Raw genomic sequence first — 13,621 nt, forward strand, 5'->3', positions numbered from 1 at the left:
ATCCTACGATGCTTACAGGGTTACAACCATCGAATCAACTTACAACTATGTATCGCAACCTTACATTTTTGTCATGATAATGAAAACATCTCGATAAAGGAATATACTAACAATATACACGAACCACGAGTTAAAATAGAAACCGTGCGGAATAACTTAGGAGTATTCAACGTGTTACAAAGGTTGCACTGATCGGAGGGAAGTCGGAAATGAAGATCATGATTGTGGAAGATGAGAAGACCATTCGGGAAATGGTCGCAGAAACAATCGGAAAATGGGGATTTGAAACCGTTCAAGTTGCGGACTTTGACAATGTTTTCAGGCAATTTGTAAGAGAGGATCCACACCTCGTATTGATGGATATCAATTTGCCTTCATTCGATGGATTTTATTGGTGTAATAAAATACGGGAAGTTTCCAAGGTTCCGATCATTTTCCTTTCCTCCCGCAATACTCCAATGGATATGGTGATGTCAATGAATACGGGTGGGGATGATTACATACAAAAACCGTTCTATTCGGACGTACTTGTTGCAAAGATCAATGCATTGCTTCGCAGGACCTATTCCTATACAGATTTTCAGCCGAACGTCATTGAGCACGATGGTGTGGTGTTGAATCTTAAGGATGGGGACGTACTCCACAAAGAGCAAAAAGCTGAGCTTACAAAAAACGAATTCAAAATCCTGCATATTCTTTTGCAGCACGCTGGTTCTGTAGTGAGTCGTGAAAAGATCATGCGTAGTCTGTGGGAAGATGAAAGCTTTGTCGATGATAATACGTTAACGGTGAACATCACCCGTTTGCGAAAAAAGCTTACTGAGCTTGGCAAGGAGCATTTCATTTCAACGAAAAAAGGACAAGGGTACATCATCCAATGAGCATCTTACAATATCTGAAGGATAAACGTTATTTCATCTATTTTTATATCATCTTGATGACCTTTATTTCATTGATGGTGATCATAAGTATAAGCGAAACCTCAATTGTCAGCAATCTCATTTATATTAATCTCGTCAGCTTCTGTTTTGCCTGTATCTATGTCTTAATCGGTTATTTTTTTCGGAATTCCTATTATCGAAAACTAAGCAGTCTTGTCACGAGCGGCAATGAAGAGATGCTTGCCGCAATGCCTGAACCTCAAACTTTTCAACAAAAACAATACCTTGAGTTATTAAAACAACTCCACAATGATCATACACGTCATATTCAAAAGCTTCAGGATGAAAAAAGGGATCATCAAGATTACATCATGTCTTGGATTCATGAAGTAAAGCTTCCGATTGCTGCAGGACGTCTCTTAATTGAGAATAGCTCAGGAAAAACGGTTGATTATCTAGTCGATAATTTTGAGGATGAATTGCAGAAAATTGATAAATACATAGAACAGGCGTTGTATTATTCTCGGATCGACTCATTTTCCAAGGATTATTTCATCAATGAAATTGAGTTGAGCCAAGTCATAAGAGAGAGTATTAAAAAGTACAGTAAGCTGTTCATCAACAAGCGAATACGCTTAACGATGTTTGAGGAATCACAATTGGTGCAAAGCGATCGGAAGTGGATTTCTTTTATAATCGACCAGCTGATCACAAATGCCCTGAAGTATACAGATGAAGGCGGAGAAGTCAGTATTCGCTTTGAGGAGAATCAAAAGGAAAAACGTCTTCTCATTCGGGATACGGGAATCGGAATCAAGCCCGAGGACATTAACCGAGTTTTTGAAAAAGGGTTTACTGGCTCAACAGGAAGGAACCATACAAAATCAACTGGGATGGGATTATACCTGGCAAAACAAATGGCACAGAAGCTCGGACATGATCTCTCGATTGAATCGGTGGAAGGCGAATTCACCAAGGTCACCATTTATTTTCCGAAAAACAGAAGCTACATCCATTTTTAAAGAGAGGGGGCTGACCATCGGAGTGACCGCCCCTTCACCGTTAAAAGCAAGATTTTACCATTGGTCAAAAACGGTAAAGGGTTTCATTCCTATTTGTTGAAGGTAGTAACTGGAAATGTATAAGGAGAGGTGTCATATGAAGAAGTTAGAAGAGATGATGAGTCTGTTTGAGAGGGAACAATATTTAAGCGGTGCGGTGCTTATCACGAAAAATAAGGAAGTTCTTTTCGAAAAGGCGTATGGGAAAGCGAGCATTCAACTTGATGTGCCGAACACAATCGATACGAAGTTCCACATAGCATCTGTGACGAAAATGTTCATTGCCGCCGCTGCATTAAAGCTGGAGGAACAAGGCTTATTGAAATTGAGCGAACAGCCTGGTACATACATCGATGAACTACAAATACTCCATCCTGCTATGACACTACAACATTTGCTGACCCACACTTCAGGCCTTCATGATATTTATTCGGTACCCAATCTTCGTTTTGAAATGAAAATACTCCAAGTAGAAGAGGGTGATTTTCTTACTTATTTATGTGGTCAACAGCAACTCTTCGAGCCAGGTGAAAAATGGGAGTATTCAAGTACCGGCTTTATTTTGATGGGCTACATAATGGAAAAGGTGACGGGTTTATCATATGAAGAATTGCTGGATCAATTTTTCTTTTCTCCGTTAGGAATGAAAGATACTGGTTTGGATAATCCAAATATCATTAATCCCGGTCGCGCTTACGGTCATTCTTTTGAAGATGGGAAATACATCAATACAGATAACGACAAGTTAAGTGAAATCGATGCACCGGGTGAACTTTTTTCAACAGTAAAAGATCTTAACAAATGGTGTGAAGCTCTTACAGATGGCAGTTTGCTCTCGCAACAATCGATGCAGAAAATGTTTATGCCATATGCTGCCATATCCTTCAACCCGAAACTGAAATACGGATTGGGCTGGTTTTTAGGTGAAAATTTCAGGTCAATCGGCGGCGGCACTCCAGGATTCAAGTCCGAAATTTGGCACTTTCCGGAGGAAAAACTGTTCGTGACCATGCTCTGGAACTATGAAAAGGTCAATTCCTTTGAATTGTTCGAGAAGGTCAATCAACACCTTTTACCAACAACAAGTTCATAAAAATGAGGAGAAAAAAACCCGTTGATAGCGGGTTTTTTATGTTTAGAGAAAGAACTTGAAAAATGGGCAAAAAATTGTAAAAATTTTCTTGACGAAGTTACTAACCATCGGTTATTATATAACCAACGGTTAGTAACCAATGGTTACAAAAGCAAACGAACTTGTAAAAGAGGTAAAAAAAAATGATGAACAAACAGGAAATACGTGCAAAGGAAACGAAAAAATCGATTCTTTCAGCTGCAGGAAAACTTTTTTCAGAGCGCGGATATGATGCTGTTTCAATGCGTGAAATTGCGAAGGAAGCTAAATGCTCCCATACTACAATATATATCTACTTTACAAACAAAGAAGCATTGCTCTACCAGCTTGCGATGCCGTCTTTACTGGGTTTAAAAGAAAAGATGGAAAATGCCATTCACCACAAAGACCTATCACCTGAGAAAAAGTTACAAACCGTTAGTCATGAATTTATTCGATTCTGCCTCATGAACCGCACAATGTACAAGGTTTTTTTCAATGCGAAAGCGAGCCGAGTGGATGAGGAAAATCCAGATTTGGAAATCAACAAGCTTCGAATCGGCCTGTTTAATTTGTTAAGCCTAGCACTTCAAGAGTGTCTGCCAATTTCATCTAGTGATGACAGGTTACTGGGCTATAGCCGCATTTACTTTTTTACTCTTCATGGAATCGTCGGAACGTACCACAGTTCCGAAGAATCAGTTGAATCTTTAATGGAGAGGTTGGGAACCACCTTTGATGATGCGATTGATGTACTCTTGCTTGGTTTTAAGAAGAAAATAAAGGGGAGTGAAGGGAATTGAAAACAAAACAAATTTCGGAGCATATTTGGAGTTTGAGAATTTGGATGGTTATTCCGGTCCACGTTTGGGTTGTAGTTGAGGAGGACGGGGTAACCTTGGTTGATGCTGGAATACCGATGATGGGGAAGGGGATTCTGAATTTTATAGAAAACTTACAGGGTGGACCATTGAAACGAATTGTACTGACGCATGGCCATTCTGATCATACAGGTGCAATCAAGCCCATTTTAAAGGAAAAATCAGTACCGGTATTTGCGCATTCGACCGAAATTCCGTATATGGAAGGTGACCGCGCTTATCCTAGGCGAAAGAAAGCTGCTCAATCGATCAAGAAAAATCTTGCACAGCCTTTACAAAAGGATGAAAGCAATAATCTATTGCCGATTGGGGGGCTGAATCCGTACCTTACTCCAGGTCATTCTCCAGGGCACGTCGTCTATTATCATGAACAAGATCAAGTGATGTTAGCAGGCGACCTATTCACTTCAAAAAAAGGGAAACTCCACAGACCAATGCCGATGTTCACAGCTGATATGGAGGAAGCGGTTAAAAGTAGTGAAATCATTCGCCAGTTGAAACCAAAGCGACTCGAAGTGTGTCATGGAAATTCAGTGATGAATCCTGTTGAACAATTGGACACATATATCCGAACTGCTGCGAAAGCTTTTTCGATACCCGACCAAAAAGTGTTTAAGGGATAATTATTGATAAACCGATTTGAAGAAAGTAATTGATATGAGGGATAGAGAATGAAGATTAAGCTTTCAAGTTTTATATTTATGGTGTTAATTTGTATCGGTCTAATCGTAATGGCAATTCAGGTGAATCAAATGGAACACCAGAAAGAATTAGAAGAAAAACAATCGACGGTTATTCAATTATTACAAGAGGATTTAAAACAATTTGACCCCACTTTGGAGAAGTTTGTGGATGAGGGTTATAAAAATGTCATTGCCTCTAAAATAAGTAAAAATGGAATATGTAAATTTGAAAGAGGACTTGCAAAAAATCAAGATCCGTTCGGTAATAGTTGAATACGACCTTGAAAATATGAAAATGATATCAAAAGAGCTGAAAATCAGTAATAAAAATTATGCCGATAAGTGGAGAAATTTTAAGGGAAAATTTGACTGAAGAACAATTGGTTATTGAGAATTACAATAAATGAAATTCCGTAGTTATGAATAGAATCTGTATAACAACACACTATAATAAGAAAGGGCACCGGTGCCGGTAACACCGATGCCTTTTTAGCTGCTCGTAGAAAGCGCGGTAGCAGAGAAAAGAAAGTAACCCATTTCCCTGTACATGGCAAGTGCAGGATGGGTTGCTTTTTTTATTTTAAAATTACTTCAGGTTTAATTAAATCAGTTATTTACATAGCCATTGTCCTAATGCTACTATGTAATGAATTAAATGCGATGAAGAGAAGAGTAGATAAAGAATTTCTTTGCAGAGAGCTCTGGAAGCTGAAAAGGAGTAAGAATGAATTTATCGAAACAAGCCTCTGAGCAGTACATCGGATCCTGACATAGGTGATGGTGTGACCAGGAGCTCCTGTTATCGAGCTAGGGTATAAGCTCGTTTTATCGTTGAACGTTGCCGTACCTGAAAAGGTTAATATGGTGACATATTAATGAACTGGGGTGGCACCGCGACATCAATATCTCGCCCCCAAGACTTAGATCTTGGGGGTGGGATTTTTTTATTTTTTAAAAACGGGCCATCTGATCAGTTTTGAAATGGCCTCCAAAAGGAGGAAACTGAATTGAATTTGAAGAGGATCACAGAACATTGGAAGTATCCAATGATTCTATTATTCGGAATCGGAATCGCAAATGTTGGAGCTTGGATCTATTTGATCGCACTTAATTTAATCGTATTAGATATGACTGGATCACCTCTTGCAGTTGGTGTTCTTTACATACTCAAGCCACTAGCTGCAATCTTTACAAATGTTTGGTCAGGGAGCATGATTGATCGACTGAATAAGCGGAATCTAATGGTTTTCCTCGATTTATCTCGTGCTGTGCTAATTGCCGTATTACCGTTCCTATCTTCGCTTTGGTCGATCTATGCCATTGTTTTTATCATCAATATGGCAAGCTCTATGTTTGATCCGACATCAATGACATATATCACAAAGCTAATACCATCTGAACAACGGAAACGATTCAATTCTCTCCGCAGTTTGGTCGATTCTGGGGGATTTTTGATTGGCCCGGCAATTGCAGGAGTTTTATTTATCGTCGGTACGCCGATCTTTGCAATTTACATCAATGCAATAGCTTTATTTTTATCAGGATTGGTCACGATTGTAATGCCGAATCTTGAAAAAGAAAAGATTGTTGATGCAGAGGGAAGTAAGATCACTTCAGAACTAATAATAAAAGACTGGAAAACTGTAATACAATTCAGTCGTCAGAACGTTTATGTCATGCTTATCGTATTTCTGTTCAGTTGTGTGATGGTCATGACGGCGGCAATCGACTCACTAGAGGCTGCATTTTCGAAGGAAGTACTTTCATTAACGAACAGTAAGTATGGATTTTTAGTGAGTATAGCAGGGGCTGGATTTGTTTTTGGTGCGATTGTCAATACGGTTTTTGTAACAATAATTCCGACTTCATTGTTGATTGGAATAGGATCTTTAACCGTTTCAACCGGCTACATCATCTATGCGTTTTCAACTGATTTTTTGGGAGCGGCGATAGGATTTTTCGTTCTTTCCTTTTCACTTGCCTTTGCGAATACTGGATTCCATACATTTTTTCAAAACAACATTCCAGTTGACATGATGGGCAGAGTGGGAAGTATCTATGGACTAATTGAAGCAGCTTTTGTAATCCTGACAACAATGACATTAGGGATCACCGCACAACTCGTTTCCATTCGGTTTTCAGTCATTTTTGGTGGATTGGTCATGTTCACGGTCACAATAATTCTGCTTCACTCAACTCTTCAAAAGTTAAGAGCAAAACTTTATCAATCTATTGAACAATAACGTCATCATGAAGGGCATGAAAGGCATGAAAGGTTCATACGGACAGTTTGAGGCGGAAAAAGGGAGGAAGTGTCCTCATAACGGGTTCATGCGGACAGTTTGAAGCGGAAAAAGAGAGAAAGTGTCCTCCCTTTAGCGGATTTTTGGTATAGTAAATAGTTAAATAGAATCAAACGGGGGTAAATGGTAATGAATCCAATATTACTAGATTTTCCACATGAGTTTTACACCGAAAGGTTACACATCCGAATACCGCAGCCAGGTGATGGTGAAGCGGTGCACAATGCAATCCAGGCATCACTGAATGAACTAAAGCCATGGATGCCGTTTGCACATTTAAACCAAACGATGGAAGATGTTGAAGTCAACATAAGAGAATCATACATCAAGTTTTTGAAACGGGAGGATTTACGTTTACTCGTTTTCCTAAAGGATACCGGGGAACTTGTAGCATCCTCAGGATTGCACCGTATAGATTGGGATGTTCCAAAGTTCGAAATCGGATATTGGGGGGACTCAAGATATAGTGGAAAGGGTTATGTGACAGAGGCTGTACAAGGTATTTCGGATTTTGCTTTTACGGAGTTAAACGCAAAACGGCTGGAAATCCGCTGCGATTCACAAAACCTGAAGAGCCGTGCCATTCCAGAAAGGTTAGGGTTTACACTTGAAGGTATACTTAAAAATGATGATGTTTCTCTGGAAGGCAATGAATTAACCGATACATGCATTTATGGTATGACCAAATAATTCACTTAAAGAAGAGGCTATCCTGTTTAATTGAGGATAGCCTTATTCTTTCTATTTCACAACGAGCTTTTTGGGAGCTGGGTTGCTTATGGATGTGGATTCATTCGATAGATTGATAACAGACCGCACACCCCATATCGCAAAGATTGCAAATAGGATGAGAAAACTTTGGAACAAGAGGGAAAGGGATGCTCCTGTTTCGTGAACAGTTGCTGTAAAAACAGCGATCAAGCTAACCCGAAATACCTTTTCAATCGCAGCAAAGAAGCTGTTGATTCTTCCTATCAGACGGTTCGGTACGATTTCCATAAGCAGTGTGTTACGATTAATCCGTATCCCGGCATTCCCCCAACCCAATACGATGACCATCCCTAAAAAGATGTACACGGTTTGAATCAAGGAAATGCTTACAATTGCGAACCAGAATAGCGTCATCATCCCTAGAAGCATCGGTAGATATCCGAACCGACTCGTTAATCGTTGAATCGTTATCCCCGCTAGGACAGCTCCAATCGCATAAATCACTTCATTCATTGCAAAAACGGAAGGTCCAGCTTCCAACGTCTTCGCAACATAAATCGGAAACAAATAATTAGTAATCATAATGGTCAAAAAGGGAATCATTGTTGCAAGAAAAAACACGATCAACAAAGGCTTTTCTTTTAAAAATCTCCAGCCTTCCGCCATATCCGAAAAAGCAGTTATTTTCACCGTCGTATCCTTCGGCTCGACCTTTGGTTCATAACGAATCAAAGCAAACAAGAAAAATGCGGTAATGTAGGTGATCGCATCAATCAGCAAGATTACTGAAAGTCCCCAATGCACGATCATTATACTCGCTACAGCCCCGGCTAACATACTTGCTGCCTGACCTTGAATCTCCATGATACTGTTTAATTTTCCGTATACCTTACTAGAAAAAATCTCCTGATTCAAAGCAAACATGGTCGGATAGTGAACCGTATAATAGAGTACACCTGTCAAATAAAGCATCATAAGATGAGAGGTCTCGAATGTACCTCCTGATAGTCCCCAAATAGCAAAGCTACCAATCGTCATAAAGCCGATGAAGTCACATATACGATGAATCCTAACACGTGAATACCGATCGATAATGACTCCAACATAGGGTGCTAAAAAGAATAGTAGAATTGTAGAAAGAAGTGTAATAAGACCGAGCGTCCGCTCTCCATTGTCCATTGTAACAAGATACCACGGTACACCAATCATCGTTATTCCTGACCCGATATGTGATAGCATATTTGCACTTATTATCGTTTTAAAATTCCTATCATGCCATAAAGATTCCATGTTTTCGCATCCTTTTTCATTTTGTACCTTCATTATAATATAACAAATAGCAACCAACCTCAGAGAATAGATGCAAATACACTACAACCTTGGTCGGAGGTTATCCAGGATAAAAAATTATGTGAGAGTGAAATTTAAAGATTGAGTTGAATGGTTATTTTTGAAATAATTGGAATTAAGTAATTCGAAGTTTAATAGAATAAGATTTTGGCTAGAAATCTGGGGGAGTTGTTTTGAAAATAATTAATCCATCCTCTATCATTTTTATTATTTTGTTTGCATTGATAGGATGTCAACAAGCAAAAGTTCAACAAAAAGAATTATCAGCAACTGCTACAGTTGGAAAAGATTATCTTGAAAAGCAAGGGTATAAAGTTCTTTCATATGTACAGCACCAAGAAAGTTATAAGATTACAAAAAGCAAAATACAGACCCTTCCATACAGTTTTTACTGGAAGATGCCGGGAAATAACGCTGTACCTTACATAGGAAAGATGGTCGATGTAGAAAAATTCATCATTAAAAATCATCCATTAGATCATTGGGAATGTTGCAGTGGAATAAAATCAAAAGGAAAAGTGTACGCCTATGTGTACGTAGTTGAAGGAAAGGTCGTCGGTGGAACCTCGTTTCCCTACATACCAAAAGACAGTGCCTTGGTTGGAGGCTATTGGTCATTAGATGGGAGAACGGATTGAAATCTACCAACGTTATTTGTATTACTTAGAGGAGAATTTATTGGAGAAGATCTTGAAGAACTGCAAATGGCGTTCTTATATACAAGCAATGGATATAGTGCCCTTTATAATGAAAGGAATGATTACAATCAAAAAGAGTAAAATATACTTCCCCCTAAACAAAACCAATAAATGGTTCGTTATTACAGGATATGCAGCGTTTGTTTGGTCGATTCTATTCGGGTTCATTCATATTTACTGGGCTGTTGGAGGCACTTTAGGGTTTGAAGGTAGGGCGATGAGCGAAGTGTTATTCATCATTAATCTGGTTGCGATTTTCCTATGTTTATTTGCAGCTTTTATTGCACTAGCACTTGTTCAAGAATGGGGTCGAAAACTTCCCCCTCGGTTGTTACTTATTTGTGCATGGGGAGCTTGTGTAGTATTGGGTTTACGCGGTGGTGTAGGTATTATTCAAAGCTTGCAGGAAGCAGAACCAATACCTTTACTACTAATCATTGTTGAACCGTTTTTCTTGTTAGGAGGTATTTTGTTCGGGCTTGTTGCGTTTTTTTCAATTATGCCGCCAATAAAATAAACTCACACGGGATAAAGATGATGTGATCAATATTACAGAAAAGGGAGGTCATCATGAAAAAAATTATGTTACTTCCATTAATTTTTGTAGTGTTAATCGGCTGTTCGCCAAAGAAGAAGGAGGGTATTTCTAAAGATAGGGCGGAGGAAATTGTATTAGAGCATTTGAAAAAAGATGGAAATATTCATTCGCTGAACGCTGACAGTAACGACTTGATTTTAAAGGAGCATTTGAATGTATTTCGTACAATAAAAGATAAGAAGTGGAATGTATGGTTTGTCATGATCACCACCACTGAAGGCGTCGAAACTGGAAACACAATTGCAGAATTTAAAGTGGATATGGATGGGAAGATAGCTGGTATTTATTAACGTAATGCCTTCTCCCCTGCAACCTTTTTTAATTCTTCAGCACGGGTTATGATGAAGTTTCGCATATACTTTTCTAGGAACAATCGATCCGCAATCCTGCCTAATAATCCTAGCGGGGAACGATAGTCGAATGTATCCTTCATAATCGTTCCGTTAACCGTTTCCTCAAATTCATGGGTATGAGTAAAGGAATGGAAAGCCCCTTCTACCATAACATCGACAAATCGATATGGCCTGTCCATTTCTATGATCTTAGCAGTCAGCCTTTGCCGGACACCGAAATGAACAGCTTCCCACGTAACGGATTCGTCCATTTCAATTAATCCGGTAGTAACACCGCCTACTGCTCTTTCCTTCGTATTGCCAGTCGTCTTTGTGTGGATGTCAATATCCCTTGCAAGATCGAAACAGACATCAATCGGTGCTTTTATCAAAATTGTATGGTAGATTACCGGCATAAGAAAGATCCCCCTTTTTTCTACAGTATATAAAAAAAAGAGTACGAAGTCATTATCCTGCGAACGGACTGAGGTTTAGCTATTTGTGAACATTTAGGTGTATTTAGCTTGTAAGCGGACACCAGATCCATTAATGCTTGAAAACCACCCCATTTTCGAGTGAATTTGGTTAAATAGCGGATTCTGTGTCGGTAAGAAGCATTAATTATCCAATCATTTGCTAGAGCAGATGTTTTCAACGATCTAGTGCTTTTCCTGAATAACGATCAGTACTCATTTTTCATTTAAGGGCCAGATTGTGGAATAAGCTCTTTTTATAAAATGGATTCCTTAATCGGAAGGGAACATAAGAAAATAATCCGCAAAAATAATTGACTATTCTGAACTAATCGTTTATAGTATAGCTACTAAAAGACGGAAGGGTGAAAAAAGTACATGATTCAATAATCCTAACTTAAAGAAAAATCGATACTATTCTATATTTGCTCAGAAAGGGCTTCTTTGCCAATCTGATCAAAAATATTAGTTTTATCGATTGTTTTTCTGGGATCGGATTATTGTAATGTACTTTATAAAGACTAAAAACGGCCTTGAATAAGCAAGCCTATTTTAAGTCTGCACTATAAATTACACTACCTCCTATCTCGGAAAATGAGTATAGGGGGGTTTTTGTGTTCGAAATTATTAGGAGGAATGTAAGCTAATCATCGCATGGATGGTTCAACATTCCCAATCAATCATTTCGGAAACTGTTGGGAGAAGCATACTCCTTCATTGGAAGGTCTACCTGACAAGGGAAACACAGAAATTGGGAACGATATGGATTGGAAGAGACGTGACAATCATGCACGGCGTAAAAATTGAAAAAAATGGAAGGATGGCATTACACTCATGATAACAGGAAACAAAGTCGAACTACGACCTGTGTCGCTAGAAGATTCAAAAAGAACTTACGAATGGATCAACGATGAAGAAACTTCGAAATTGGGCGTGGGATCTGGCTTATTTCGTCAAAGTCACATTCCACTAGAAAAGATCGAAGAAGATTATGAAAAAATAAAAAAGATCGATAAACGTGAAGAAGGGGTATTTTCCATTTATACTCGCGGGGAAAATCCCAAGCATATTGGTTCTATTAATTACCGTGAACTAGACATTGTCTCCCGGCGTTGTACGGTAGGTATAGGAATTGGGGTTAAAGAATACTGGGACAACGGCTATGGATCGGATGCTATGAAGGCGCTTATCCACTACTTGTTTCAAACGATGAATCTGAACCGTATACAACTCTATACTTGGAGCGGAAATTTACGTGCTATTCGCTCCTATGAAAAAAACGGTTTTGTCGTTGAAGGGCGATTGCGTAACGATGAATATATAGACGGAAAGTATTATGATACCGTTGTGATGGGGTTATTAAAAGAAGAATATCAACCTTAATATATATCTTGGGTGTTAGGCAAAGATTCATTTGTTTAATGACCATAAGCAAATTACTCGTGTGGTTTTGAAATAATTTTTATTAAGCAATCGGGCAGTAGTTTAATTGAACAAGGAAAGATGTAATTTGAAACAAAAGCCCTATTTGAGCTACTAATCAAATGGAATAAACACGACTGAGTGTCCCGAAAAGAGTCGTTACTATTGCCTTATGTAAAATTTTATCAATTATAGCTATAATTTGTATTGACTTTTATGGGGTACATATATGTCAAAGAAGAGATTATCTTGTTTAATTTTTATTTTTACTTTCGTATTAATTGGACTGACCTTTCCGAAGCATGCCGATGTATGGAGTGGGGAGTTCTGGAAAAATTTTACGAATCCGAATTTTCAAGATGTGATATATGACGAAGTCTACAATCGCTACGAACCAGTTGATCGGAAAGTTCTATCTTCCAGTATGGAGGTTTGGTTGGATCATTCGAATTGATATCTAGACCTCGAAGGGAGTCGAAGTTTATATTATCTCCCAACGAATACAGTTAGGCATCGGTTGGGGTCATACATATGAAACCCGTTTCTGTCTTCTCAAAATATACGGTTTTTCCGTCTGGAATGGAGGGATGATATATGCCACAATCATTAGAAGCCCAGTATTATATTATACCATTCCTAATTTTAGCAACTATTGGATGGAAATATATACGGAACAAGGCAGATTTAAAACCGCATTCGCGAGTAAAATTATATGCAACAGTAGTTGGTATTTGTTTGTGGGCTGTTTTGATATTCGGTATGGTATATATAGATCCAATTTTTTTGGTAAATTGTCTTTAATTATCTTTGCGATATAGGTAATTCAAGGATTTTTAGTACCTAACTCTTGGATTGTTAAGAAGTATTACAAGTGGAAGGTAAGCCACCAAACAAATAATGAACAGGATAATCGAAATAAAATATAGAAGTTACAGTATACGTAAAAATCTAATATAAATTAAATTATCGTTAGATGACCCCGGATTTATCAGGGGTCATTTCTTTATTTAACTCACTTTAAATCTATAAAAACCAGTAATGAGCGTCATTGATGGCTTTAAACGACAACTCAAGGACGGAACCTACCAACCGTCTCCCGTCCGACATGATTGTTCTT

At 38.5% G+C, this 13,621-nt stretch carries 15 protein-coding genes, 1 pseudogene and 1 other annotated feature; of the genes and pseudogenes, 14 read left to right on the forward strand and 2 right to left on the reverse strand.

The window, feature by feature from the left end; all coding sequences use genetic code 11:
* Positions 1 to 209: 209 nt before the first annotated feature.
* The 8 genes from MOJ78_RS05415 (at position 210) to MOJ78_RS05450 (ending at position 7,610) form a co-directional block, all read left to right on the forward strand.
* Positions 210 to 881 carry a response regulator transcription factor gene (locus MOJ78_RS05415; protein ID WP_304980181.1) on the forward strand — a complete coding sequence of 224 codons (672 nt, stop codon included), beginning with the start codon at positions 210 to 212 and terminating at the stop codon, positions 879 to 881.
* On the forward strand, positions 878 to 1,903 hold the full coding sequence (locus tag MOJ78_RS05420; protein ID WP_304980182.1) for a sensor histidine kinase: 1,026 nt from the start codon (positions 878 to 880) through the stop codon (positions 1,901 to 1,903). The genes MOJ78_RS05415 and MOJ78_RS05420 overlap by 4 nt, the downstream gene beginning before the upstream one ends.
* Positions 1,904 to 2,039: 136 nt before the next feature.
* Positions 2,040 to 3,035, forward strand: coding sequence for a serine hydrolase domain-containing protein (locus MOJ78_RS05425; protein ID WP_304980183.1), 996 nt, complete (start codon positions 2,040 to 2,042; stop codon positions 3,033 to 3,035).
* Positions 3,036 to 3,217: 182 nt separating this feature from the next.
* Positions 3,218 to 3,856 (forward strand): TetR/AcrR family transcriptional regulator, encoded by a 639-nt coding sequence (locus MOJ78_RS05430; RefSeq protein WP_304980184.1) that lies wholly within the window; start codon positions 3,218 to 3,220, stop codon positions 3,854 to 3,856.
* A complete protein-coding gene (locus MOJ78_RS05435) occupies positions 3,853 to 4,557 on the forward strand; it encodes an MBL fold metallo-hydrolase (protein WP_304980185.1) in 705 nt (234 codons plus the stop codon). The genes MOJ78_RS05430 and MOJ78_RS05435 overlap by 4 nt, the downstream gene beginning before the upstream one ends.
* 48 nt (positions 4,558 to 4,605) lie before the next feature.
* A complete protein-coding gene (locus MOJ78_RS05440; protein WP_304980186.1) occupies positions 4,606 to 4,890 on the forward strand; it encodes a hypothetical protein in 285 nt (94 codons plus the stop codon).
* A gap of 378 nt (positions 4,891 to 5,268) precedes the next feature.
* Positions 5,269 to 5,535, forward strand: a binding site (T-box leader).
* 95 nt (positions 5,536 to 5,630) lie between these two features.
* On the forward strand, positions 5,631 to 6,860 hold the full coding sequence (locus MOJ78_RS05445; RefSeq protein ID WP_304981190.1) for an MFS transporter: 1,230 nt from the start codon (positions 5,631 to 5,633) through the stop codon (positions 6,858 to 6,860).
* Between the two features lie 189 nt (positions 6,861 to 7,049).
* On the forward strand, positions 7,050 to 7,610 hold the full coding sequence (locus tag MOJ78_RS05450; protein ID WP_304980187.1) for a GNAT family N-acetyltransferase: 561 nt from the start codon (positions 7,050 to 7,052) through the stop codon (positions 7,608 to 7,610).
* A gap of 51 nt (positions 7,611 to 7,661) precedes the next feature.
* Here the strand turns inward: MOJ78_RS05450 and MOJ78_RS05455 are convergent, their stop codons facing one another.
* The gene (locus tag MOJ78_RS05455) at positions 7,662 to 8,921 is read right to left on the reverse strand and encodes an MFS transporter (RefSeq protein WP_304980188.1); all 1,260 of its coding nucleotides are present in this window, start codon (positions 8,919 to 8,921) and stop codon (positions 7,662 to 7,664) included.
* Positions 8,922 to 9,154: 233 nt separating this feature from the next.
* On the opposite strand from MOJ78_RS05455, the gene MOJ78_RS05460 reads away from it, so the two are divergent.
* From MOJ78_RS05460 to MOJ78_RS05470, 3 genes are read left to right on the forward strand one after another with little or no spacing between them, the layout of a single operon-like run.
* Positions 9,155 to 9,619 carry a hypothetical protein gene (locus tag MOJ78_RS05460; protein WP_304980189.1) on the forward strand — a complete coding sequence of 155 codons (465 nt, stop codon included), beginning with the start codon at positions 9,155 to 9,157 and terminating at the stop codon, positions 9,617 to 9,619.
* A gap of 40 nt (positions 9,620 to 9,659) precedes the next feature.
* On the forward strand, positions 9,660 to 10,196 hold the full coding sequence (locus MOJ78_RS05465) for a DUF3995 domain-containing protein (protein ID WP_304980190.1): 537 nt from the start codon (positions 9,660 to 9,662) through the stop codon (positions 10,194 to 10,196).
* A gap of 53 nt (positions 10,197 to 10,249) precedes the next feature.
* Positions 10,250 to 10,567, forward strand: coding sequence for a hypothetical protein (locus MOJ78_RS05470; protein ID WP_304980191.1), 318 nt, complete (start codon positions 10,250 to 10,252; stop codon positions 10,565 to 10,567).
* On the opposite strand, the gene MOJ78_RS05475 is transcribed toward MOJ78_RS05470, so the two are convergent.
* Positions 10,564 to 11,025, reverse strand: coding sequence for an SRPBCC family protein (locus MOJ78_RS05475; RefSeq protein WP_304980192.1), 462 nt, complete (start codon positions 11,023 to 11,025; stop codon positions 10,564 to 10,566). The two genes, MOJ78_RS05470 and MOJ78_RS05475, sit on opposite strands and share 4 nt — an antisense overlap.
* A 699-nt stretch (positions 11,026 to 11,724) precedes the next feature.
* On the opposite strand from MOJ78_RS05475, the pseudogene MOJ78_RS05480 reads away from it, so the two are divergent.
* The 3 genes and pseudogenes from MOJ78_RS05480 to MOJ78_RS05490 form a co-directional block, all read left to right on the forward strand.
* Positions 11,725 to 11,917, forward strand: a pseudogene (locus MOJ78_RS05480) (streptogramin A O-acetyltransferase VatC); the annotation flags it as partial.
* A complete protein-coding gene (locus MOJ78_RS05485; protein ID WP_304980193.1) occupies positions 11,917 to 12,465 on the forward strand; it encodes a GNAT family N-acetyltransferase in 549 nt (182 codons plus the stop codon). The pseudogene MOJ78_RS05480 and the gene MOJ78_RS05485, both read left to right, overlap by 1 nt.
* Before the next feature lie 268 nt (positions 12,466 to 12,733).
* The gene (locus tag MOJ78_RS05490; protein WP_304980194.1) at positions 12,734 to 12,958 is read left to right on the forward strand and encodes a hypothetical protein; all 225 of its coding nucleotides are present in this window, start codon (positions 12,734 to 12,736) and stop codon (positions 12,956 to 12,958) included.
* Positions 12,959 to 13,621: the final 663 nt, after the last annotated feature.

This window comes from Alkalihalobacillus sp. AL-G (genome assembly GCF_030643805.1).
Lineage (GTDB): Bacteria > Bacillota > Bacilli > Bacillales > Fictibacillaceae > Pseudalkalibacillus.

Coding starts and splice junctions, on each gene's coding strand:
- MOJ78_RS05450 (WP_304980187.1), top strand. CDS start 7,050: ATGAATCCAATATTACTAGATTTTCCACATGAGTTTTACACCGAAAGG.
- MOJ78_RS05470 (WP_304980191.1), top strand. CDS start 10,250: ATGAAAAAAATTATGTTACTTCCATTAATTTTTGTAGTGTTAATCGGC.
- MOJ78_RS05420 (WP_304980182.1), top strand. CDS start 878: ATGAGCATCTTACAATATCTGAAGGATAAACGTTATTTCATCTATTTT.
- MOJ78_RS05485 (WP_304980193.1), top strand. CDS start 11,917: ATGATAACAGGAAACAAAGTCGAACTACGACCTGTGTCGCTAGAAGAT.
- MOJ78_RS05475 (WP_304980192.1), bottom strand. CDS start 11,025: ATGCCGGTAATCTACCATACAATTTTGATAAAAGCACCGATTGATGTC.
- MOJ78_RS05455 (WP_304980188.1), bottom strand. CDS start 8,921: ATGGAATCTTTATGGCATGATAGGAATTTTAAAACGATAATAAGTGCA.
- MOJ78_RS05440 (WP_304980186.1), top strand. CDS start 4,606: ATGAAGATTAAGCTTTCAAGTTTTATATTTATGGTGTTAATTTGTATC.
- MOJ78_RS05415 (WP_304980181.1), top strand. CDS start 210: ATGAAGATCATGATTGTGGAAGATGAGAAGACCATTCGGGAAATGGTC.
- MOJ78_RS05425 (WP_304980183.1), top strand. CDS start 2,040: ATGAAGAAGTTAGAAGAGATGATGAGTCTGTTTGAGAGGGAACAATAT.
- MOJ78_RS05490 (WP_304980194.1), top strand. CDS start 12,734: ATGTCAAAGAAGAGATTATCTTGTTTAATTTTTATTTTTACTTTCGTA.
- MOJ78_RS05430 (WP_304980184.1), top strand. CDS start 3,218: ATGATGAACAAACAGGAAATACGTGCAAAGGAAACGAAAAAATCGATT.